This is a genomic window from Marinobacter sp. C1S70, from assembly GCF_000475355.1.
GTDB lineage: Bacteria > Pseudomonadota > Gammaproteobacteria > Pseudomonadales > Oleiphilaceae > Marinobacter > Marinobacter nauticus.
In genome coordinates this window covers 1-21,654 of sequence record NZ_AXBW01000015.1, presented here as the reverse complement: position 1 = coordinate 21,654, position 21,654 = coordinate 1, and the positions used below count along the sequence as shown (strand labels likewise).

The window sequence follows — 21,654 nt, the reverse complement described above, 5'->3', positions numbered from 1 at the left end:
GGCCTTTCTCCTTGTCTTCCCGTTTTCTCCGGGCATTTCTGCCCTGAAAATTTACTGATCGAACACAAAACCAACACAAATTTCAGTCAAGGCTATTGACAATTCTGTGCCTCAAAACGTATGTTTCAAACAAGTGTTTAATTAAGGCCGTGATGCGGTGCATCATGGTGTCTGAGCAAACCCGAGGCCAGAAGCTGTAAACCCGTTTCAGCTGAGACCCAGAACCGAGGTGGATTCCATGCCTGAATACAAAGCGCCCCTGCGTGACATTAAATTCGTAATGAACGAGCTGCTGAACAGCGAGCAGCACTACGCCAATCTGGAAGGTGCCGAAGATGCAACTCCGGATATGGTCGATGCCATTATCCAGGAAGGTGCGAAATTCTGTGAGCAGGTACTGTCTCCGCTGAACCAGGTGGGTGACCAGGAGGGCTGTACCTGGAGCGAAGACGGCGTGAAAACCCCGACCGGCTTCAAAGAAGCGTACCAGCAGTACGTAGAAGGTGGCTGGCCGTCCATGACTGCCGATCCCAACTACGGTGGCCAGGGCCTGCCGCATTCCATCGGCCTGGTTATCAGTGAAATGGTTGGTACCTCCAACTGGTCCTGGGGTATGTACCCGGGCCTGAGCCACGGTGCCACCAACACCATCGAAGCCCACGGCACTGAAGAGCAGAAGCAGACTTACCTGACCAAGCTGATCAGCGGTGAGTGGACCGGTACCATGTGTCTGACCGAGCCGCATTGTGGTTCTGACCTGGGCACCCTGCGCACCAAGGCCGAGCCGAACGCTGACGGCAGCTACAGCATCACCGGTACCAAGATCTTCATCTCTGCCGGCGAGCACGACATGGCCGAGAACATCGTTCACATCGTACTGGCTCGTCTGCCGGGCGCTCCGGAAGGCACCAAGGGTATCTCCCTGTTTATCGTGCCCAAGCAGCTGCCGAACGAAGACGGTTCTGCCGGTGAGCGCAACGCGGTTTCCTGTGGCTCCCTGGAGCACAAGATGGGTATCCACGGTAACGCGACCTGTGTGATGAACTTCGACGGTGCCAAGGGCTGGCTGATCGGGCCGGAGAACAAAGGCCTGAACTGCATGTTCACCTTCATGAACACCGCTCGTATCGGTACCGCCATCCAGGGCCTGGGTTCTGCCGAGCTGGGCTTCCAGGGTTCCCTGGCCTACGCCAAGGAGCGTCTGGCTATGCGTTCCCTGAGCGGTCCGAAGAATCCGGACGGCATCGCTGACCCGATCATCGTGCACCCGGACGTACGCCGCATGCTGCTGACCCAGAAAGTTGTGGCCGAAGGCGCCCGTGCTCTGATCTACCTGGCTGGCCAGCAAGTGGACGTGGTTCACTCTGGCAAGACTGAGGAAGAGCGCAAGCACGCTGACGCGCTGCTGGGCTTCCTGACCCCGATCGCCAAGGCATTCCTGACCGAGATCGGTTACGAGTCTGCCAACCTGGGTATGCAGGTATTCGGTGGTCACGGCTTCATCACCGAGTGGGGCATGGAGCAGAACGTTCGTGATTCCCGCATCGGCATGATCTACGAGGGTACCACCGGTATCCAGGCGCTGGATCTGCTGGGCCGTAAGGTTCTGATGACCCAGGGTGAAGCTCTGAAAGTGTTCACCAAGCAGGTTCACGTCTTCTGCAAAGAGAACGCAGACAACGAGCAGCTGAAAGAATTCATCGAGCCGCTGGCTGCGATCAACAAGGAGTGGGGCGATCTGACCATGAAGGTTGGTATGACCGCCATGAAGAACCGCGAGGAAGTCGGTGCTGCTGCTGTGGACTACCTGATGTACTCCGGTTATGCGGTCTTCGCTTACCTGTGGGCCCGCATGGCCAAGGTAGCACTGGACAAGATGGCCGAAGGCACCTCTGAGGAGATGTTCTACAACGCCAAGGTTCAGTCTGCACGCTTCTACTTCAAGCGTCTGCTGCCGCGCACCCGGACTCACGCAGAAACCATGCTGGCCGGTGCAGACAGCCTGCTGGACATGCCGGAAGAAGCCTTCGCCATCTAAGGCGGGGTTGCTATCTGGTTGATGGCACAGAGAAAGCCCGTTCTCCCGCAGGAGGCGGGCTTTTTTCATGAGTTGCCGGCGTGTTTTGAGGTAGAATAGCGCGCCATAGAACAACAACCTTGTTTCGGACACATAGCCGAGCGGGTGGGCTCCGACCTCCAACAGAAGAGGCATCAACACCGCCCCCCAAGTGACTGACTGAATTTCTGGAGAGTTTTACATGGCTGATTATCAGGCACCCCTTCGTGACATGCGTTTCGTTCTGAACGAAGTGTTTGACGCACCCTCCCTGTGGGCGTCACTGCCAAAGATTGCAGAAAACGTAGATCCCGACACCGCTGACGCCATCCTTGAAGAAGCGGGCAAGATCACCAGCGGCGTGCTGGCGCCCCTGAACCGCGAAGCCGACGAACAGGGCTGTAAGTGGAACGAAGGCGAAGTTTCCACGCCGGAAGGGTTCAAAGAAGCCTACCAGACCATCGTGGAAGGTGGCTGGAATGGTCTGGGTGGTAACCCGGACTTCGGTGGTATGGGTATGCCCAAGACGCTGGTGGCCCAGTTTGAAGAAATGATGCAGGGCGCCAACATGGCCTTTGGTCTGGCTCCGATGCTGACCGCCGGCGCCTGCCTGGCCCTGGACGCCCACGGCAGCCAGGAGCTGAAAGAAAAGTACCTGCCGAACATGTACTCCGGCGTCTGGTCTGGTGCAATGGACCTGACTGAGCCTCACGCTGGAACCGATCTGGGTATTATCCGGACCAAAGCTGAACCGAACGACGACGGCTCCTTCAACATCACCGGCACCAAGATTTTCATCACTTGGGGCGAGCATGACATGGCGGAGAATATTATCCACCTGGTGCTGGCCAAACTGCCGGACGCGCCGAAAGGCCCGAAGGGTATTTCCCTGTTCCTGGTGCCCAAGTTCATGGTGAACGATGACGGTTCCCTGGGCGAGCGTAACCAGTTCAGCTGTGGTTCCATCGAGAAGAAGATGGGTATCAAAGGCTCCGCCACCTGCGTGATGAACTTTGATGGTGCCAAAGGCTGGCTGGTTGGTGAAGAAAACAAAGGCCTGGCCGCCATGTTCACCATGATGAACTACGAGCGCCTGGGTGTGGGCATCCAGGGCATTGGTGCCGCCGAAGCGTCCCTGCAGAGCGCCCGCGAATACGCCAACGAGCGTATCCAGAGCCGCGCGCCGACCGGTGCCCAGCAGCCTGAAAAGGCCGCTGACCCGATTCTGGTGCACCCGGACGTGCGCCGCATGCTGATGACCATGAAGAGCTACGTAGAGGGTGGTCGCGCCTTCTCTACCTACGTTGCCCAGTGGCTGGATATCTCCAAGTACTCCGACAACGACGAACAGCGCAAGCATGCCGAAGGCATGGTTGCCCTGCTGACGCCGGTCGCCAAGGCCTTCCTGACCGATCGTGGTCTGGACACCACCATCATCGGCCAGCAGGTCTTTGGTGGCCACGGTTTCATCCGCGAGTGGGGCCAGGAGCAGCTGGTACGTGACTGCCGCATCACCCAGATCTATGAGGGTACCAATGGCATCCAGGCCATGGACCTGATGGGTCGTAAAGTGGTGGGCAGCCAGGGCAAACTGTACGAACTGTTCGCCCAGGACGTTGCCGCCTTCATCGAAGCCAACAGCAGCGACGAAGCCCTGCGCCCCTATCTTGAGCCGCTGGCGGCCTCCCTGGAGCGCCTGTCAGACGTCACCGAGCACGTGGTAAACCAGGCGGCTAACAACCCGGAAGCCATTGGTGCCGCTGCTGTCGATTATCTCGACATGTTCGGCTACACCGCTCTGGCGTATATGTGGGCCAAAGTGGTCAAAGCTGCTGCTCCGAAAGCCGAGAGCGATACCTCTGGCTTCTATACCGGCAAGGTCAAGACTGCTCGCTTCTACTTCGACCGCCTGTTGCCAAAGACCGTGTCTCTGGCCGAAGGCATTCGCAGTGGCAGCGACGCCATGATGGCGCCGGCTGCTAACGAAATCTGATCTGATTTCTGAAGCAGAAATGAAAAAAGCAGGCCTTGATGGCCTGCTTTTTTATGGATGCTATTTACTCAGGTTTGGGCCAGGAGGTGGGGTAGAGTTTTCCGAAACCTTGTGGAGCCAGGGATGGCGGAACAGAGCGTACATGGAAGTATTCACAGCGTGTTTCGGAAAACTCTACCCCACCTCCTGGCTTGCGTCAGTCTATAGACGTTCTATCAGCCCCGGATTCACCACAAACGGATTCTCATTGCCCTGAATTTCGGCAATCCGCTTATGCCGGCTCAACTCCCGGTCATCCGGGGGATCCAGTTTGCTCCAGCCTTTGAACACCGGCGTGGCCCCCAGCCAGGGCAGGCCATAAGTATCCACCATATAGGCCATGGTGCGGGCAACGTCACCTTTAACCCGCTCTGGCGGTTCAAAGAACTGGGCGCTTTCACGAATCCCGCAATCATCGGCGCCCGTGGTCTCGCCAAGATTCTCATACCGGGCGTTACGCCGCCGCATTTCAACCCGGGTTCGTACCGGTACCATGTTGTGAAGATCAGACGTAATTTGCCGATAGCGATTGTCCTGGCGGCACTGGGAGGTTGTTCCACAGTCCAGGGCAGTGCGAATGTCGGCAAGTGGATAAACGTAGCCATCGGTCATGACAAAGCCCTTACCAGTGAAGGGAGTATCACAGAAGAACGACGAGCCGCCGTCGGCATACAGGTTGCTCCAGAATTCATTATCAATGACCGTTTGCGGGTCACTGAAACGGGTATTCTGGCCCACGACCATGCCGGCGGTAAGTGAAAAAGTCAGGGTGACGGAGAGTGCGATTATTTTTTTCATATGACCGTTATACCTCACAGCACGTGTCATACGCCGTGGCCAGCCAGACGACTGGTTGGTGGCAAAATGAACAGTTCGACGAAATTATGACGAACTGTTCAGTCTTTACTGTGAAGTATGGCACAGAGGCAGTGAGACAAAAGCCCCTGTTTACGGAGAGATGTGTTTATTTGTTAACCAGTTAACGCTTTATTTCAGTTTGTTACGGATGTTCTGGTATCCGGTTTTCAGATCCTCACCCAGCTTGCGAGCAGTTTCCCTCGCCTCATTGCTGGCATTCTCGGCATCATGGAAAATCTGATCCAGCTTTGACCGGAACCGATCCCAGTCCTGCTCCAGATCGTCCCATTCGTCTTTTACATCTTCCCTTGCAAGGTGCAACTGAACGCGCGCCTCGTCACGATATTGCTTGATCTTGTCGGACAGCTTGTTGAAATCGTCTTGCAGACTCATGGTATTTCTCCTTCCCTGATGAGTTGGGAGTTCTACAATGCGCCCGAACGTGAAAAAGTGTCAAGTCCCTGAGCGGGCCGGTGTTATCCCGCTTTGATTCAGATCAGCTGGCCCGCTTGCCGGCCAGAATAAGGGAGAGATCCCGCAGGTGATGCCAGGGGGAAAGATCATCGAAACCTTTGGCGGCCCGATCAATCAGACTACAAAGGTTGATTGCCTGGTGTAACTCGGCCAGTGAAAGTCTTCGAGCCGCTTGCTGGACGGCGGACGAACGCTTTGGCTGGAAAACGCCGCGCTTTTTCAGAAAGCCCGCGGGGTTTTCTCCACCGGGCAAGGCGGTTTTAAGCTCAACAATAAGATGAAGGTCACGAGCGAGCACAGTGAGTAGTCCAAGAGGATTTTCGCCCTCCTGCTCCAGCACCCCGATCATGCGGCAGGCATGAACCGCCTTGCCGGATAGCAGTTCCGTGACCAGTTCAAAGCCGTTGAACCTGGCACTATCCTGTACGGCCTGTTCCACCGTCTCTTCATCGATGGTTTTACCGTTGGTGAGCAGCGTCAGACGGTCCAGCTCCTGGCTGGCGGCCAGCAGATTGCCCTCCAGGCGCTCTGCAAGAATACCGAGTGCTCCACGGGTCAGGCTGAGGCCTTTTGCGGTGGCCCGTTGCTGCAACCATCCTGGAAACTTGTCTCCCTCGACCGGCCAGAGCGGAACGTGCACGCCATGGCCCTGAAGTTCCTTGTACCATTTGCGCTTGGTTTCGGCGGCATCCAGTCTGGCGCTGATCAGCAATAGAATGACGTCTTCCGGCGGGGATTGCAGTACCTGCTCCAGAACCCGGCGGCCATCGCCAAGTTTGCCGGTGGGCAGATGAATCTCAATGCGACGTTTTTCAGCGAACAGGGACAGGGCGTTGCATTCGTCAGCAACCGTATTCCAGTCGAACTGATTGTCTGCGTGAAACGTGAGCCGGTCCAGATAGCCAGCTTCACGGGCGGCGGCGCGGATCTGGTCACAGCATTCCTGAACCAGCAGGGGTTCATCGCCGGAGATCAGGTAAACCGAAGCCAGGCCTTTCTTCAGAAGTTGCGGGAGTTGGCCGGGCTGGGTTTTCATGGTGATTCAGGCTCCTCACCATCGGCGGTGTGTTCCTGAACCAGGGCATCAATTCGTTGTCGGGACATAGGCGCCAGCCGGAAGATAACTTGTTGGGCAAGGCGATCGCCCAATTGTTGCCGCAATTCGTCTTCCTCGCGCTGTTTGGCGAGTACATTGGTCTCGTCGTAGCGGTAGGTTTCACTGGCGTTCAGGTCGGTGGTGGCAATCAGCGGGATCTGGTCTTTGGTCACCAGCTCCATGGCGACCGTGTGGCGCAGAATGTACTCAGCCGCCGCTGCCTGTGCGGTAATGGCTGAAGCCCGGCGGTCCTGGCGGTAGTCCGACAGGCGCAGCAGGTAGTCTGCCTGGCCCGGATTCCGCAGCTCGATGCCACCGAGCTCCAGCTGCTCACGCAGAGACTGGCAGAACTGTCCGGGCAGGGAGGACGGGCAGTCAATAGCCAGGGGTTGCAGGGCAGCCGGAACCGGGGAGCTGCCCCGTAACTGAAAGCCACAGCCGGTCAGGGTGAGCAGCGAGGCAAGCAGTGCCAGAAGGCCCAGCTTTTTCAGTTCAGGGACAGGGCAGGGCATCTTAGTTAGCCACCACGTTCACGAGTTTACCTGGCACAACGATCACTTTTCGTACGGTCTTGCCGTCGGTGAAACGCATGACGTTTTCGTTCTCCAGGGCAAGCTTCTCCAGATCTGTCTTGCCAATATCCGCCGGTACGTTCTCCTTGGCCCGGACCTTGCCGTTCACCTGCAGAACCACCTCGATTTCGCTACGAACCATCGCGCTTTCGTCGGCAACCGGCCAGGAGGCGTCGACCACCGTGTCGGAGTGGCCGAGGGCCTGCCACAGGTTGTGACAGATGTGCGGCACAATGGGGGAAAGCACCAGCACGGCGGTATCCAGGGCTTCCTGACGCACCGCGCGGGTTTGCGGCTCGTCATCGCTGAGCCTGCCCACTTCGTTGAGCAGTTCCATGACAGCCGCGATGGCGGTATTGAAGGTCAGGCGGCGGCTGATGTCATCGCTGACTTTGGCGATGGTTTCGTGGGTCTTGCGGCGCAGGTCTTTCTGAGCACCATTGAGGCTGGCAGGATCAACCGCCGGAGCTTCGCCACCGGCGGTATGCTCATTGACCATCCGCCACAGTCGTTTGAGGAAGCGATGGGCGCCCTCAACGCCGCTGTCGGACCACTCCAGCGACTGCTCAGGTGGTGCCGCAAACATCATGAACAACCGCACAGTGTCGGCACCGTGCTGATCGATGATGGCCTGGGGATCGATGCCGTTGTTCTTGGATTTGGACATTTTGGTAACGCCACCGATTTCCACAGGCTCGCCGTCCGATTTCAGCACCGCTCGCACTACCTGGCCCTTGCCATCGCGCTCAACCGTCACATCGGCCGGGTTGTACCAGGTTTTCCCGCCATTTGCTTCATTGCGGTAGTAGGTCTCGGCCAGAACCATGCCCTGGGTTAGCAGGCGCTTGAATGGCTCGGAACTGTTCACCAGACCAACGTCGCGCAGCAGCTTGTGGAAGAACCGGGCATACAGCAGGTGCAGAATCGCGTGCTCGATGCCGCCGATGTACTGGTCGACTGGCAGCCAGTAATTGGCGGCAGCCGGGTCCAGCATGCCCTTGTCGTAGTTCGGGCTGCAGAAACGGGCGTAATACCAGGAGGACTCCATGAAGGTATCGAAGGTATCGGTTTCCAGGGTGGCTGGCTGGCCGTTGTATTCGGTCTTGCACCACTCCGGGTCGGCCTTGATCGGCGACTGGACGCCGTCCATTTCAACGTCTTCGGGCAGACGAACCGGTAGCTGGTCATCCGGCACCGGCATCTCGGTGCCGTCCTCCAGCGTCATCATCGGGATGGGCGCACCCCAGTAGCGCTGCCGGGACACACCCCAGTCACGCAGACGGTAGTTCACGGTACGTTTGCCAATGCCCTGGGCTTCAAGGTAATCCGCGATTTCCTCAAACGCCTCTTCGCTGGTCAGGCCGCTGTATTTGCCGGAGGACACCAGAACGCCTTTCTCGGTGAAGGCCTGCTCCTGGATATCGATATCGCGGCTGTCGTTCGGTGCAATCACCTGTTTGATGGGCAGCTTGTACTTGACGGCAAACTCGTGATCCCGCTCATCATGGCCAGGAACCGCCATCAGGGCTCCGGTGCCGTAGTCCGTGAGTACAAAGTTGGCGACCCAGACCGGGATTTCTTCCTGGGTCAGCGGGTGAATGGCCTTGAAGCCGGTATCTATACCTTTCTTTTCCATGGTCGCCAGCTCGGCTTCGGCCACCTTGCTGTTACGGCACTGGTCGACAAACTCGGCCACATCGCGGTGGCGCTCGGCCGCCGCCTTGGCCAGAGGGTGCTCAGCGGCGACTGCCATGTAGCTGACGCCCATCAGCGTGTCCGGGCGGGTGGTGTAAACCGTCAGACCACCTTCCTGCTCTTTCAGCGGGAAGGTCAGCTCGGTCCCTACCGATTTGCCGATCCAGTTGCGCTGCATGGTCTTGACCTGCTCGGGCCAGCCCTCCATGTCTTCCAGATCGTTCAGCAGTTCTTCCGCGTAGTCGGTAATGCGGATGAACCACTGCGGAATCTTTTTCTGCTCGACCAGGGCACCGGAGCGCCAGCCCCGACCGTCAACCACCTGTTCGTTGGCCAGTACGGTCTGGTCAACCGGGTCCCAGTTCACGGTGGACATCTTCTTGTACACCAGGCCTTTCTCGTAGAGGCGGGCGAAGAACCACTGTTCCCAGCGGTAGTATTCCGGGTCGCAGGTGGCCAGTTCGCGGCTCCAGTCGTAGCCAAACCCCAGCTGCTTGAGCTGGTTCTTCATGTAATCAATGTTGGAGCGAGTCCACTTGGCCGGTGCAGACTTGTTGGCAATCGCGGCATTTTCGGCAGGCAGGCCGAAAGCGTCCCAGCCCATAGGCTGCATTACATTCTTGCCCTGCATACGCTGGTAGCGGGAAATCACGTCGCCGATGGTGTAGTTGCGGACGTGGCCCATATGCAGCTTGCCGCTGGGGTAGGGGAACATGGACAGGCAGTAGTACTTGGGCTTGCCCGGCTCTTCCTTGACCTTGAAGGTCTCGTTGGTTTCCCAGAAAGTGCGGGCGGTCTGTTCTACTTCACGTGGGTTGTATTGTTCGTCCATTCCTGCCATTGCCAAAAGTACCCTGTGTGAAAAGGATGTTCGAGAAAAGGCCGAACATTCTAACGCACACGCGGCTTAACAGGTAGTCTGCCAATTCTGCGGGTTTGTGCCAGACTGAGAGTATGGTGAAAGGTGCAGAATAAGGAGCCCAAATGAGCGAGCCAGAACGCAGTCACCTCTCCGGAAAAGCCCTTGAGGTTTACGACCGAATGCTTGAGCGGGTACAGACACGCCTGCATGAGCTACAGGAAACGTCGTTGCAGACGCTGGAGGAAGAAGTTCAGAAAGCGATAGAAGTGGAATACGAGGTCGAGGAAATGACCCGGGAAGAAGCAGATTTGCTCGGGGCGTATCTTCAGCGGGATCTGGAGCACCTGTTGCATTTCGTGGAGGAGACCGGGGAAGGCCTGGGAGAATGGCTGCAACTGGATATCGCGTTACTGGAACACACCCTGGCAGACCGGCTTCTCTCGGTGGCCGATCAGACCCTGGTTGATACTCTGGAACTGAAGCAGAAGCTGGAGAATCAGGACGTCAGTCACTATATCTCCGGTGAAGTGGCCACGGCGGGTATGTTCCGGTGCATGAACTGCAGCCACATGCTTTGTCTGACCAAGACCAGCCACCTGCATCCCTGCGAGGCCTGCGGCTCCCATTACTTTGAGCGGGTAACCAGCCGCTGGCCACCGAAAGAAAGCTGAAGCCATCGCCTTGAGCCTGCAAGCCATTTGAGCAGCAGGCTCAAGGCGCTCAGTTTTTCGGAATCACCCGTTCTCGGATGAACACAATCAGGATGATCGCCAGCGTCAGCACCGGCCAGGATCCTGTTTGCATGTAGGGTGTGCTCCCGGTTGCCGTAAATACCTCACCGGTAAGTACCGCGCGCTCGAACTGTGGGATGCGCTCGGTAATCTCGCCCTTGTGATTGATGATTGCAGTGACGCCGTTGTTGGTGCCCCGCAGCATGTAGCGGCCGGTCTCCAGGGCTCTCATGCGGGCAAGCTGCAGATGTTGCAGCGGCCCGATGGAATCACCGAACCAGCCGTCGTTACTGATCGTCAGCAGCAGATCGGTGTTGCGGGCATTAAACGCCACGAAATCGGGGTAGGCCACTTCATAGCAGATGTAAGGGGTGATTTTCATGCCATTGGCGACCAGCGGTGCTTGCTGCTCTGGCCCAGGCGTGAAGCTACTCATGGGCAGGTCAAAGAAACCGATCAGCCCCCGCAGCAGACCTTGAAGTGGCACATATTCGCCAAAGGGCACCAGCTTCTGTTTGTGGTACATGCCGTCGCCATTGCCGATGGCCATAATGCTGTTGTGGAAGGTGTAGTCTTCAATCTGGCCGCTGTAGCCATACCAGGGGATGCCGGTGATCAGCGTGCTGTTTTCCCCTAACTGTTCCCGGATATGATCAATGACCTTGCCAGCCTGGTCCTGCGGAATGGGGATGGCTGTTTCTGGCCAGAGGATCAGGTCGGTTTGCCAGTGCGCTTCGGTCATGCCCAGATAAGCCACAATCTGATCGCGCAGGAAATCAGGATCCCACTTGATCTGTTGCGGTATGTTGCCCTGCATCGCCGCAAAGCTGACGGGTTCTTCGCTGAGCTCGGTCCAGTCAGCTTTGTTCATGGCCGGGGCGATCAACCAGGGCAGCAGGGCTGCCACCAGAATGGCTCCAGCGGTGACCTTCCTGCCAAGCTTGACCAGCCACCAGGCGCCGTAAGCAGCCACGGCGGTGACGGTGATCCAGAAGGTAATGCCATGCACGCCGGTCAGCGGTGCCAGGCCAGCCAGGGGGCCGTCGGTGTGGGCGGTGCCCAGATATAGCCATGGAAAACCGGTCAGCAGCCAGCCACGCAACCAGTCACCCAATATCCAGACGGCGGGGAACAGCAAGAGTCGCCGTGGTGCGCTGTCTTTGGCGAGTTTGCCCCAGAACCAGAAGGCCAGCCCATGGAACAGGGCCAGCCCGGCAATAAACAGGACCATGAGTACAATGGCCAGAGGTGCCGAAGTATTGCCGTGCTCGCTGATGCTGACGTAAATCCAGCTGGCACCGGAGGCGAACAGACCAAGCCCTGCCAGCCAGCCGGAGCGGAACAGCTTGTCCGGCGCCTGGTGTACGGTGACCAGCAGGATCAGAAACACCGACAAGGGCCCCAGCCACCACAGATAGAATGGCGAGAAGGTCAGTGTTTGCAGAGCGCCGGCAATCACAAGGATTGCGGCGCCCAGCCATTTTCGGGTGGTGAACGGGAGTTTCAGTGGCGGGTGCTGTGGATCATGACTCACTGCGGGTTACCTGCAACAGACGGATGACTCGGTTATCGGCGTTGGCAATAGTAAACTGCAAGCCGCCGAATTCAACCGTTTCGCCCCGTCTGGGCAGGTGTCCAAATTCTTTCAGTACCAGGCCGCCAATGGTATCGAACTCTTCTTCATCCATGTCTGTCTCGAAGAATTCGTTGAAATCATCGATGGGCGTCACGGCCTTCACCGCAAAGGTCCCGTCGCCCCGGGCCTTGATATGGGTCTCCTCATCGAAGTCATGTTCGTCTTCGATTTCACCGACGATCTGTTCCAGCACGTCTTCGATGGTGATAAGGCCAGCGGTTCCGCCGTACTCATCCACCACAATCGCCATGTGATTACGATTTTCCTTGAACTCCTTGAGCAGCTGGTTCAAACGCTTGCTTTCGGGAACAAAGGTGGGCGGCCGCAGGATTTCGCGGATGCGGTTCCAGTTCAGATCGTTGTTGAGGGCAAGAGGAAGCAGGTCTTTCGCCAGCAGTACCCCGATGACGTCATCCTGGCTCTCGCCGATGACCGGAAAGCGGCTATGGGCGGAAGACATAATCTCGGGCAGGAACTCTTTGGGTTCCTGAGATGCCTTTACGGTGATCATCTGGGAGCGGGGGATCATGATCTCGTCCACTCGCATGTCGATCACCTGCATGGCGCCTTCAATGATGCTCATGGAGTCAGCATCAATAATGCTCTGGGATTCAGCATCCCGCAGGATTTCCAGCACGTCCTCTACGGACTCAGGCCCGCTGGAAAAGGCCTGTGATATACGCTCCAGCCAGGACTTGTTGCCCTGACTGCGACTCGACTGATCGTCGCTCATGAGTCTGGTTCCGTTTCCTCTGCTTCGTAAGGGTTAGCAAATCCGAGCTGCGCCAGCAGCCGGATCTCGAGGGCTTCCATGACCTCGGCTTCATTATCTTCAATATGATCGTAGCCCTGGAGATGCAACATACCGTGCACCACCATATGGGCCCAGTGGGCGACAGCGTCTTTGCTCTGCTCCCGCGCTTCCTGTTCAACAACTGGCGCGCAAATCACGAGATCTCCGGCCAATGGCACCGTTATACCCGCTGGTGCTTCAAATGGGAAGGACAAAACATTGGTAGGCTTGTCCTTGCCCCGGTACTGGTGATTCAGCTCACGGCTTTCGTCGTTATCGACAATACGGATGGTAACTTCGGTTGGATTCTCATCCTGCCACGCCGCCTCTGCCCAGGCTTCAAACAACGCCTCGGTAGGTACGCCCGTGCCGTCAAAGGCCATCTGAAGGTCCACAGTTACCTTGCTCATTGGCCTGTGGCACTCCCGTCGTTGAAAGAATCGTAGGCTTCAACAATGCGTTGAACCAGGGGGTGACGCACCACATCCTTGGCGTCGAAACGGGTAAAACCAATACCCGGGACCTTGCTCAACACGCTGGCGGCATGAATCAGCCCGGAATTCTGTCCGCGGGGCAGGTCCACCTGGGTGGTATCGCCGGTAATGACCGCGGTAGAGCCAAAGCCTATCCGGGTCAGGAACATCTTCATCTGCTCCCGGGTGGTATTCTGGCTTTCGTCCAGAATAATAAACGAGTTGTTCAGGGTACGGCCGCGCATGAATGCCAGGGGGGCAATCTCGATCACACTTTTCTCGATCAGGCGGGTGACCTGATCAAATCCCAGCATTTCGTAGAGAGCGTCGTAGAGCGGGCGCAGGTACGGGTCCACCTTCTGGGCCAGATCGCCCGGCAGAAAGCCCAGCTTCTCGCCGGCTTCCACGGCCGGCCGAACCAGCAGAATACGCTTCACCTGCTCGTCTTTCAGAGCCTCGACAGCACAAGCCACGGCCAACCACGTCTTACCGGTACCCGCGGGCCCGATGCCGAAGTTGATGTCGTGGGTGCGAATGTTATGCACATACTTCTGCTGATTCCTGCCACGGGGTTTGGCGGTCAGCTTGGGTGTCTTGATAACAGTGACCTGGCCTTCATCGTAAGGCACATCATCCGGCAGCCGTTCCAGGCCGGTTTCGCGGATGAACAGGTGCACGGTATCGGGCGGTATGTCATCACTGGCCTCGGTTTCCCGGTACAGATGCCGGATAACCTCGGTTGCCGCCGCTACGTTTTCAGTGCTGCCTTCCACCCGAAAGTGATGCCCGCGCCGGCCGACTTTCACTTGCAGGCGCTGTTCGATCATCTTCAGGTGTTCATCAAACTGTCCGCACAAGGTCGCCAGGCGGCGCTGGTCCACCGGGTGCAGGTCAAATTGTCTGGTATCGTGAGTGTTCAATCTTGCTCCGTTTCGTTGGACTCCCCTGGTTGGGAGTCAGCATTTCTATGGGTGGAGTATGGCCGATGCGTGGTTATGCTTCCACAGACACGCTACGAGCACATCCCTGTGCGCTTGTTTCGGGCCGTCCCTGGCCCTCAACAGTCTGTGGAAGCATAACCACGCACCGTCCTTTCTGACTATGTGCAGGCTCGAAAGGAAAAAACAAGCGGAGGAACATTTCAGCGGCGTCGGTTTTCTCTGCGCTCTGGAATAATTTGAAAGCCTGTCCAGGTATTACTGGCATGCTACTGCATGATACGCGGAGGCGGGCTGGATCAGCCTCCCAAAAATGTCGGAGGCCATGGATGGCCGTAGAGAATCGCACATGGGTGAGGCAAGCGTTTATGAAGCGAAGCTTCATGCGCCGCCGAACGACAGCAATCTATGATTGCTGGCCGGACCCGCTTGCGGGTGCTCGTAGCGGTTTTTGGGAGGCTTATCCAGCCCGCCTCCCAACGCCACACAAAGAACACATGGGTGCCGAAGCCTAAAACAACTCGGAACTAACCGGCACACCACGAAGAGAGTTCGGGTAGGCCTCGACGATTTCTACGTCGATGAAATGACCAACCACCTCAGGATTCTCGTGGCGGAAATTCACAATACGGTTGTTCTCCGTACGTCCCGCATACTCGCCCGGATCCTTCTTGGACAAACCAGTCACCAGAATACGCTGAGTAGAACCCACCATCTTCCGGCTGATATCCATCACATTCTGATTCAGGCGATCCTGAAGAATGCTCAACCGCTGCTTCTTCACCTCCATCGGCGTATCGTCCGGCAAGTCAGACGCCGGTGTACCCGGGCGGGCGCTATAGATGAAACTGAAGGACATGTCGAAGCCGATGTCGTTAATCAGCTTCATGGTGTCCTCGAAATCCTTGTCGGTTTCACCCGGGAAGCCGATGATGAAATCCGAAGAAAAGCTGATGTCCGGGCGGATCTTGCGCAGGCGGCGAAGCTTGGATTTGTACTCCAGCGCCGTGTGGCCTCGCTTCATTGCCGCGAGGATGCGATCAGATCCGCTCTGTACCGGCAGGTGCAGGTGGCTGACCAGTTCGGGAACCCGCTCGTAGACTTCAATCAGCGCATCGCTGAATTCCACCGGGTGAGAGGTGGTGTAGCGGATGCGGTCAATGCCGTCGATGGTGGCGATGACTTCGATCAGTTCTGCAAGGTCCATCTGGTCGCCGTCGTGGGTTTCGCCACGGTAAGCGTTCACGTTCTGGCCAAGCAGATTCACCTCCCGCACTCCCTGGGTAGCCAGATGGGCCACTTCGGCGATGACGTCGTCCACCGGGCGGCTGACTTCCTCGCCACGGGTGTAGGGCACCACGCAGAAGGTGCAGTATTTGCTGCAGCCTTCCATGATGGAGACAAACGCAGAGGGGCCGTCGGCGCCGGGTTCAGGCAAATTGTCGAATTTTTCGATCTCCGGGAAGCTGACATCGACCACGCCAACGCCATTACCTTTGGTGCGTACCTCGGTGATCATGTCGGGCAGGCGATGCAGGGTTTGCGGGCCAAATACCATATCCACGTAGGGCGCGCGGTCGATGATGGCCTGGCCTTCCTGGCTGGCGACGCAGCCGCCGACGCCGATGATCAGGTCGGGTTTTTTGGTTTTGAGACTTTTCCAGCGGCCAAGCTGGTGAAACACTTTCTCCTGGGCTTTTTCGCGGATGGAGCAGGTGTTCAGCAGCAGGATGTCGGCGTCATCGGCGTTGTCGGTGACTTCGACCGCTTCGCCGGTTTTGAGCAGGTCTGCCATGCGGGCAGAGTCGTACTCGTTCATTTGGCAGCCGTGGGTTTTGATGTACAGCTTCTTGGCCATGGGTCTCACGTAGTTTGGTGTGTTGGCGCCGGGGTGGAGTGGGGCGCTGGCAAAAATGGACTGCGTATTATACCGGGGTGCTTAATCTTCAACCACCGTTGTCTCGGTATTCCTCATTTGGCTCTGTGCTATTATTCGCCGCTTATGTGCATGAAGGCTTTTGGGGTGGGCTTTCCAAAAACCGCTACGAGCACATCCATGTGCGCTTCTCTCAGGCCATCCATGGCCTTCGAAATTTTTGGAAAGCCCACCCCAAAACCCTTCCCAGACACCTGTACTGGATTCTACAAGCTTGATTGTTGGTTTGTGGGAGCCGGAAAATCATCGCTAGCCAATTTACTTATGACTCCCGAACGCCTCGCCCGAATCAAGCAAGTCCTCAACACCCGTCAACCCGACCTGCGGGTGCTGACGGATCAGGTGCACAAACCCAGAAACCTGTCGGCCATTATTCGGTCCTGCGATGCCTTCGGCCTGGCCAATATGCACGTGGTCTGGCCCAAGGAGGGTTTTCGGGCATTTCGTAAGACAGCCGGTGGCAGCTTTCATTGGGTAACAACGCATACCCATCCGACCATGGATAACGCGGTAACGGAGCTGAAGGCCCAGGGGCACAAGCTGTATGCGGCGCAATTGTCAGACCGGGCGGTGGATTTTCGGGAGGTGGATTACACCGTGCCGTGCACGATTATCATGGGTAACGAAGTGGACGGTGTGAACCCGGTGACCGCCGAGCAGGCGGATGAGCATATTGTGATTCCGATGATGGGAATGGTGGAATCGCTGAATGTGTCTTCAGCCTGCTCGATTATCCTTTCCGAAGCCCAGCGTCAGCGGAAGCTGGCGGGGATGTTTGATCAGCGGCGGATGCCGGATGAGGAGTACAACCGTCTGCTGTTCTGTTGGTGTCAGCCAACGGTGAAGCGGTATTGCGACGATCGTAACCTGCCGTATCCGCCCATTGATCACGAAACCGGGGAGTTGATCGATGGGGTGGGCTGGATGCAGGAGGTCAGGAAGCTCAGGGCCAATCGCCCCCGGTGGGACGATCAGCCGGAAAATGTAGCAGAGGACTGAGCTTGGATCAGTCCTCGCGGGCTTCCAGGTACCGTTGCAGTTGTTCTCGCAGTGCCTTGGGCAGGCGGGTGATGGTGAGGGCGTCTTTGTCACGGTCGTAGTACACCGCCTGGTTGACCAGGTCGGATGAGAATGACAGGCTCATGCCGCCGCCTGAGCCGGCAATACGCACGAGCTTTTTGACCTTGCGGTGGTCCGGGTGCAGTACGCCGGTTTCCGGTAGTTCGGCGTTCTGGCTGGCGAATTCCTTGAAGCGCTGGGGCTGGCTTTCGTCCAGGTAATTCGACAGAGCTTCGATTTCCACGGGTTCGCCCAGGGCGTGCTGGTCTTTGCAGAATTCGTAGGCCTTGGCGCGCACTTCGCCGGCTTTTTCCGGTTCGCTGATTTTGGCGAATGCTTCCACTGCGTCCAGGAAGGTCATGGTTTCCTTTTCCACGTCCACGCTGTTGGTGAAGGCGCACAGGCGGATGAACAGCTCGCCGGGGTCGCCGGTGCCGCGGCCGTGGATCAGGGTCATGTAGTTTTCGCTGCCGTTGGCGTTGCGCCAGTCGTCCAGTTCAATTCGCACGGCCAGGTTCAGGCGCGACAGGCTGAGTACGTCGGTGGCCTCCAGTTTCTGGCTGCCGTCGAAGCGCATGGCGCTGTCGGTTTCCAGGATAAACAGGTACACCACATCGGCATCGGCCAGGGCGTCGTGTACGATCATCAGGTGGCCGTCGAATTCTTCCTGGCTGCCGGTCAGCAGTTCCTGCCACTGGCCGAAAAGACGGTCGGTCATGGCCGCGAAGGTCTGTTTGTCTTCCAGGTAGTCTTTGAGCCAGGCGCTGAAGGGGCATTCGCCGATGTCCTCCGAGAAGCGGCCGTATTTCTTGCCGGGTTTGCTGTTGAACAGGCGCTTCATCTGCTTGTGCAGGGCTTCGTAGTCGCCGCCCGGTTCCTGCAGGGCCTCGCCGGCTACGAGGCGGGCAGGTTGGCCCGGCTGGTATTGGCTTGCGAAGGCGGTGCGCAGGTGTTTGATGGCCATGGGTCAGCTCCTGTCAGATTCGGTCGGCTTGGCGGAGCGTGATTGTGCCACGGTTGGCAGAGAAAGAAACCCCGGTCCCGAGGTCTTGGTTCGGGCCGGGGTTCTCAATAGGCGGGTATGGAAATCAGATTCGCTTGCTGCGAATCAGTTCCTGGACCAGTGTCGAGACGGCGCCGGGAATGTCAGCTTCGTTCTCTGCGTTGGCACTGGCGTTGGCAATATCCGAACCCAGGTTCACGGCAATGGCTACGAGCCCGTGAGCGGTCAGCAACTGCGCTACCCGACGGCGCTCGTCGGCGTCGCCCGCATTTTCTTCGGATACCACGACGGCGGTCTTGCCCTGATCGAACAGAGCTCGCTCAACGGCCAGCGCCAGTTCTGGGCCATGTTTGCCGTTACAGGCGATGATGGCCGGTTTCTGGGCCAGGCGTCGTTCGCGTTCTTCGGCGGTGACCGGGTCCAGGGATTCCAGACCATCGGCCAGGCCAGCGATCATGCCCGCCCCGATGGTTACGTTGGTCAGGCGGTCAATGACGATGAAGCTGCCGGTGGCGTGGTTACGCTGATAGGCGTCAAACGCGACCGGTTGGTTCAGGGTCAGTTCGCACAGGCCGATCTCGTTCAGGGCCAGTTGGCTGGGATTGGCTTGCTGATCCAGAGTGTTTACATCGGTCTGATGGTGGATTTTCTTCACGGTACCGGAAGTAAAGGTGGGGCCCAGCTTGATGTCATACAGCCGGCCGGTTTCCAGCGGTGCGTCGGTCATCCAGACAATGTTGGCATTGAAGCGGTTGTGGACTTCCGGTTCGTCCTCCACTTTCACCAGCATGTCGCCACGGCTGATGTCGATCTCGTCTTCCAGGGTCAGGGTAACCGCCTGGTCGATGTAGGCTTCGTCCAGGTTGCCGTCGAAGGTCACGACTTCCTTCACTTTGCTGGTACGGCGTGAGGGCAGGGCCATCACTTCATCGCCGGGGCGAATCACGCCTGAGGCGATGGTGCCGCAGAAGCCGCGGAAGTTCAGGTTCGGACGGGTCACGTACTGCACCGGGAAGCGGAAATGCTCCAGGTTCTTGTCACGGGACACCTCCACCGTTTCCAGAATTTCCATCAGCGGCTGGCCGGTAAACCAGGGGGTGTTCTTGCTCTTGTTGACGACGTTGTCTCCGTCCAGCGCCGAGATGGGAACAAATCGGATATCCTTGAGGCCCAGTCGTGAGGCGAAGGCCAGGTAGTCGTCGCGGATTTCATTGAAGCGCTCTTCGCTGAAGTCCACTAGATCCATTTTGTTCACGGCGACCACGATGTGCCGGATGCCCAGCAGCGAAGCAATGTAGGAATGCCGGCGGGTCTGGGTGAGTACGCCGTGGCGGGCATCAATCATCAGGATGGCCAGTTGCGCAGTGGATGCGCCGGTGGCCATGTTGCGGGTGTACTGCTCATGGCCCGGGGTGTCCGCGATGATGAACTTGCGCTTGTCGGTGCTGAAATAACGGTAGGCGACATCAATGGTGATGCCCTGTTCCCGCTCGGCCTGAAGGCCATCCACCAGCAGTGCCAGGTCCAGTTTTTCGCCGGTGGTGCCCATTTTTGCGCTGTCAGTTTTCAGGCTGGCCATGTGATCTTCATAGATCATCTTGGTGTCATGCAACAGCCGGCCAATCAGCGTGCTCTTGCCGTCATCCACGCTGCCGCAGGTGAGCAGGCGCAGGAGTTCCTTGTTCTCGTGTTGCTTCAGGTAAGCCTGAATATCTTCTGCGATCAGATCAGACTGGTGTGACATGTTAGAAATACCCTTCCCGCTTTTTCTGTTCCATGGAGCCCGCTGAGTCGTGGTCGATCACCCGGCCTTGCCGCTCTGAGCTGGTGGCCAGCAGCATTTCCTGAATGATGTCGGGCAGGGTGTTGGCCTCGGATTCAATGGCGCCGGTCAGCGGATAGCAGCCCAGGGTGCGGAAGCGTACCGATTTCATCATCGGCTTTTCACCTTCTTTCAGGGGCATGCGGTCGTCGTCCACCATGATCAGGGTGCCATCGCGCTCTACCACGGGCCGCACCGCTGCGTAATAGAGGGGAACGATGTCAATGTTTTCAAGGTAGATGTATTGCCAGATGTCCAGCTCAGTCCAGTTGGACAGCGGGAAGACCCGGATGCTTTCGCCCTTGTTGACTTTGCCGTTGTAAATATTCCAGAGCTCCGGGCGCTGGTTCTTCGGGTCCCAGCGGTGGTGTTCGTCACGGAAGGAATATACCCGCTCCTTGGCGCGTGATTTTTCTTCGTCCCGGCGGGCGCCCCCGAAGGCGGCGTCGAACTTGTACTTGTTCAGGGCCTGCTTCAGGGATTGGGTTTTCATGATGTCCGTGTGCTTGGCGCTGCCATGAGTAAAGGGGCCGACGCCTTGCTTCACGCCTTCTTCATTGATGTGCACGATCAGGTCTAGCCCGAACTTCTCCGCTACATTATCCCGGAACGAGATCATGTCCCGGAACTTCCAGGTGGTATCCACGTGAAGCAACGGGAACGGTGGCTTGCCCGGGTAGAAGGCTTTCAGGGCAAGATGCAGCATCACGGCAGAATCTTTACCGATGGAGTAGAGCATGACCGGGTTGTCGAACTCGGCGGCCACTTCCCGAATGATGTGGATGCTTTCGGCTTCCAGCTGTTTGAGATGGGTGAGGTTATATGTGGTCATGTTCATCCGTTGCCATGGAGGGCGAAGTAATGGCTGTTATTTAGATGAACAACTATATCAGAGCAGCTTAGGGTATAAGAAGGAGTGCTGTAAGAATTTCAGGTTCTAATAATATAGCCTTCGCCGGTGTCTGGAGGCGGGTGTAAACGCCAGCGACGTCGCCACTGGCTTCCTTCAGTGAGCTTCGCTGGAGGGATTACGTGCGTCCGAAAGCAATTTGGCAACGTAACGATCGACATAGTCAAAGCCGTTACCTTCGAATTCACAGAACTGGATACCAATCTGGAACTCGTCTCGGGCAATGCGACGCATGTGTACGATGTTCCCATCGGCAAGCACCGTGACCGGCTGGTTTGCAATGACGGGCACCGAAAAACGGGTTTTGACTTCGATCCAGTGGCCGGGGGCCGGTGTTTTCAGGCCCGGAACCAGCTGTTTGACGGTGTCCTGATCACAGGAGAGCATCACGCCTGAGCGGGACAGGTTGGATACCTGGCAGGTAAGGCAGCAGCCATCCGGCTTTTCGATGGTAATGTCGGTTGAAACGTCCACCCGCTGCTGGTTTCGCAGATTGGGTTTGGCGGCAAGAGGTTTCATGTTCACTCTTCTGGCATGTGTGGTTTGAAAAGAAGTTGCCTTTCCCATAAACGCCTTCCAGAAAAACGCATAAACGATTGAAAGTTTAGCTGTTTAAAAAGTGAACAGCAAGAATCCTGTCGGTAATTGTGGCACTTTTACTACAAAATTCTGAACACGGTGTCACAGTCCTGAATCCGTGACTTCAAC

18 protein-coding genes are annotated in these 21,654 nt (G+C 57.4%); 4 read left to right on the top strand and 14 right to left on the bottom strand.

The annotated features are described in order from the left end of the window. Window positions 1-238 precede the first annotated feature (238 nt). Together Q669_RS04630 and Q669_RS04625 are read left to right on the top strand one after the other, a co-directional pair. Window positions 239-2,038: an acyl-CoA dehydrogenase C-terminal domain-containing protein gene (locus Q669_RS04630; protein WP_014422136.1), complete on the top strand. Its 1,800-nt coding sequence runs from the start codon at window positions 239-241 to the stop codon at window positions 2,036-2,038. 220 nt (window positions 2,039-2,258) lie between these two features. Beyond that, window positions 2,259-4,049, top strand: a complete 1,791-nt coding sequence (locus tag Q669_RS04625) for an acyl-CoA dehydrogenase C-terminal domain-containing protein (RefSeq protein ID WP_022991404.1) — start codon at window positions 2,259-2,261, stop codon at window positions 4,047-4,049. A gap of 201 nt (window positions 4,050-4,250) precedes the next feature. Here the strand turns inward: Q669_RS04625 and Q669_RS04620 are convergent, their stop codons facing one another. The 5 genes from Q669_RS04620 to leuS all read right to left on the bottom strand — a co-directional run bounded on the left by Q669_RS04620 (window position 4,251) and on the right by leuS (window position 9,615). Then, the gene (locus tag Q669_RS04620; RefSeq protein WP_022991403.1) at window positions 4,251-4,886 is read right to left on the bottom strand and encodes an endonuclease; all 636 of its coding nucleotides are present in this window, start codon (window positions 4,884-4,886) and stop codon (window positions 4,251-4,253) included. Between the two features lie 189 nt (window positions 4,887-5,075). Beyond that, on the bottom strand, window positions 5,076-5,339 hold the full coding sequence (locus Q669_RS04615) for a hypothetical protein (RefSeq protein ID WP_014422133.1): 264 nt from the start codon (window positions 5,337-5,339) through the stop codon (window positions 5,076-5,078). Window positions 5,340-5,442: 103 nt separating this feature from the next. Then, window positions 5,443-6,456, bottom strand: coding sequence for a DNA polymerase III subunit delta (holA, locus tag Q669_RS04610; RefSeq protein ID WP_022991402.1), 1,014 nt, complete (start codon window positions 6,454-6,456; stop codon window positions 5,443-5,445). Further along, window positions 6,453-7,028, bottom strand: a complete 576-nt coding sequence (gene lptE, locus Q669_RS04605) for an LPS assembly lipoprotein LptE (RefSeq protein WP_022991401.1) — start codon at window positions 7,026-7,028, stop codon at window positions 6,453-6,455. Before lptE ends, holA begins: the two co-directional genes overlap by 4 nt. Window position 7,029: 1 nt before the next feature. Continuing rightward, window positions 7,030-9,615 carry a leucine--tRNA ligase gene (gene leuS / locus Q669_RS04600; protein ID WP_031210193.1) on the bottom strand — a complete coding sequence of 862 codons (2,586 nt, stop codon included), beginning with the start codon at window positions 9,613-9,615 and terminating at the stop codon, window positions 7,030-7,032. Between the two features lie 152 nt (window positions 9,616-9,767). On the opposite strand from leuS, the gene Q669_RS04595 reads away from it, so the two are divergent. After that, on the top strand, window positions 9,768-10,316 hold the full coding sequence (locus Q669_RS04595) for a zinc ribbon-containing protein (protein ID WP_022991399.1): 549 nt from the start codon (window positions 9,768-9,770) through the stop codon (window positions 10,314-10,316). 49 nt (window positions 10,317-10,365) lie between these two features. Here Q669_RS04595 and lnt read toward each other — a convergent pair whose 3' ends face one another. The 5 genes from lnt to miaB form a co-directional block, all read right to left on the bottom strand. After that, window positions 10,366-11,910, bottom strand: a complete 1,545-nt coding sequence (gene lnt / locus Q669_RS04590) for an apolipoprotein N-acyltransferase (RefSeq protein ID WP_022991398.1) — start codon at window positions 11,908-11,910, stop codon at window positions 10,366-10,368. Next, window positions 11,900-12,745 (bottom strand): HlyC/CorC family transporter, encoded by an 846-nt coding sequence (locus Q669_RS04585; protein WP_011786186.1) that lies wholly within the window; start codon window positions 12,743-12,745, stop codon window positions 11,900-11,902. The genes lnt and Q669_RS04585 overlap by 11 nt, the downstream gene beginning before the upstream one ends. After that, the gene (ybeY, locus tag Q669_RS04580; protein WP_014422126.1) at window positions 12,742-13,215 is read right to left on the bottom strand and encodes an rRNA maturation RNase YbeY; all 474 of its coding nucleotides are present in this window, start codon (window positions 13,213-13,215) and stop codon (window positions 12,742-12,744) included. The genes Q669_RS04585 and ybeY overlap by 4 nt, the downstream gene beginning before the upstream one ends. Further along, window positions 13,212-14,198, bottom strand: coding sequence for a PhoH family protein (locus Q669_RS04575; RefSeq protein ID WP_011786184.1), 987 nt, complete (start codon window positions 14,196-14,198; stop codon window positions 13,212-13,214). The genes ybeY and Q669_RS04575 overlap by 4 nt, the downstream gene beginning before the upstream one ends. A gap of 529 nt (window positions 14,199-14,727) precedes the next feature. Continuing rightward, window positions 14,728-16,074, bottom strand: coding sequence for a tRNA (N6-isopentenyl adenosine(37)-C2)-methylthiotransferase MiaB (gene miaB / locus Q669_RS04570; RefSeq protein ID WP_014422125.1), 1,347 nt, complete (start codon window positions 16,072-16,074; stop codon window positions 14,728-14,730). A gap of 342 nt (window positions 16,075-16,416) precedes the next feature. Here miaB and trmH point away from each other — a divergent pair, with 342 nt between their 5' ends. Further along, window positions 16,417-17,151: a tRNA (guanosine(18)-2'-O)-methyltransferase TrmH gene (trmH, locus tag Q669_RS04565; RefSeq protein WP_014422124.1), complete on the top strand. Its 735-nt coding sequence runs from the start codon at window positions 16,417-16,419 to the stop codon at window positions 17,149-17,151. Window positions 17,152-17,158: 7 nt separating this feature from the next. Here the strand turns inward: trmH and Q669_RS04560 are convergent, their stop codons facing one another. The 4 genes from Q669_RS04560 to Q669_RS04545 form a co-directional block, all read right to left on the bottom strand. Beyond that, window positions 17,159-18,175: a nucleoid-associated protein gene (locus Q669_RS04560; protein ID WP_022991397.1), complete on the bottom strand. Its 1,017-nt coding sequence runs from the start codon at window positions 18,173-18,175 to the stop codon at window positions 17,159-17,161. Between the two features lie 124 nt (window positions 18,176-18,299). Continuing rightward, entirely contained in the window at window positions 18,300-19,958 is a 1,659-nt protein-coding gene (gene cysN, locus Q669_RS04555; protein WP_022991396.1) for a sulfate adenylyltransferase subunit CysN, read from the bottom strand. Between the two features lies 1 nt (window position 19,959). Beyond that, the gene (gene cysD, locus Q669_RS04550; protein ID WP_014422122.1) at window positions 19,960-20,874 is read right to left on the bottom strand and encodes a sulfate adenylyltransferase subunit CysD; all 915 of its coding nucleotides are present in this window, start codon (window positions 20,872-20,874) and stop codon (window positions 19,960-19,962) included. A 168-nt stretch (window positions 20,875-21,042) separates the two neighbouring features. After that, complete coding sequence (locus Q669_RS04545) at window positions 21,043-21,465, bottom strand: PilZ domain-containing protein (protein ID WP_014422121.1); 423 nt, start codon at window positions 21,463-21,465, stop codon at window positions 21,043-21,045. Between the last annotated feature and the right edge of the window lie 189 nt (window positions 21,466-21,654).

Bases quoted from the DNA above. Each gene is read 5' to 3' on its own strand.
- Q669_RS04630 (WP_014422136.1), top strand. From the start codon at position 239: ATGCCTGAATACAAAGCGCCCCTGCGTGACATTAAATTCGTAATGAAC.
- Q669_RS04625 (WP_022991404.1), top strand. From the start codon at position 2,259: ATGGCTGATTATCAGGCACCCCTTCGTGACATGCGTTTCGTTCTGAAC.
- Q669_RS04620 (WP_022991403.1), bottom strand. From the start codon at position 4,886: ATGAAAAAAATAATCGCACTCTCCGTCACCCTGACTTTTTCACTTACC.
- Q669_RS04615 (WP_014422133.1), bottom strand. From the start codon at position 5,339: ATGAGTCTGCAAGACGATTTCAACAAGCTGTCCGACAAGATCAAGCAA.
- holA (WP_022991402.1), bottom strand. From the start codon at position 6,456: ATGAAAACCCAGCCCGGCCAACTCCCGCAACTTCTGAAGAAAGGCCTG.
- lptE (WP_022991401.1), bottom strand. From the start codon at position 7,028: ATGCCCTGCCCTGTCCCTGAACTGAAAAAGCTGGGCCTTCTGGCACTG.
- leuS (WP_031210193.1), bottom strand. From the start codon at position 9,615: ATGGACGAACAATACAACCCACGTGAAGTAGAACAGACCGCCCGCACT.
- Q669_RS04595 (WP_022991399.1), top strand. From the start codon at position 9,768: ATGAGCGAGCCAGAACGCAGTCACCTCTCCGGAAAAGCCCTTGAGGTT.
- Q669_RS04585 (WP_011786186.1), bottom strand. From the start codon at position 12,745: ATGAGCGACGATCAGTCGAGTCGCAGTCAGGGCAACAAGTCCTGGCTG.
- ybeY (WP_014422126.1), bottom strand. From the start codon at position 13,215: ATGAGCAAGGTAACTGTGGACCTTCAGATGGCCTTTGACGGCACGGGC.
- miaB (WP_014422125.1), bottom strand. From the start codon at position 16,074: ATGGCCAAGAAGCTGTACATCAAAACCCACGGCTGCCAAATGAACGAG.
- trmH (WP_014422124.1), top strand. From the start codon at position 16,417: ATGACTCCCGAACGCCTCGCCCGAATCAAGCAAGTCCTCAACACCCGT.
- Q669_RS04560 (WP_022991397.1), bottom strand. From the start codon at position 18,175: ATGGCCATCAAACACCTGCGCACCGCCTTCGCAAGCCAATACCAGCCG.
- cysN (WP_022991396.1), bottom strand. From the start codon at position 19,958: ATGTCACACCAGTCTGATCTGATCGCAGAAGATATTCAGGCTTACCTG.
- cysD (WP_014422122.1), bottom strand. From the start codon at position 20,874: ATGAACATGACCACATATAACCTCACCCATCTCAAACAGCTGGAAGCC.
- Q669_RS04545 (WP_014422121.1), bottom strand. From the start codon at position 21,465: ATGAAACCTCTTGCCGCCAAACCCAATCTGCGAAACCAGCAGCGGGTG.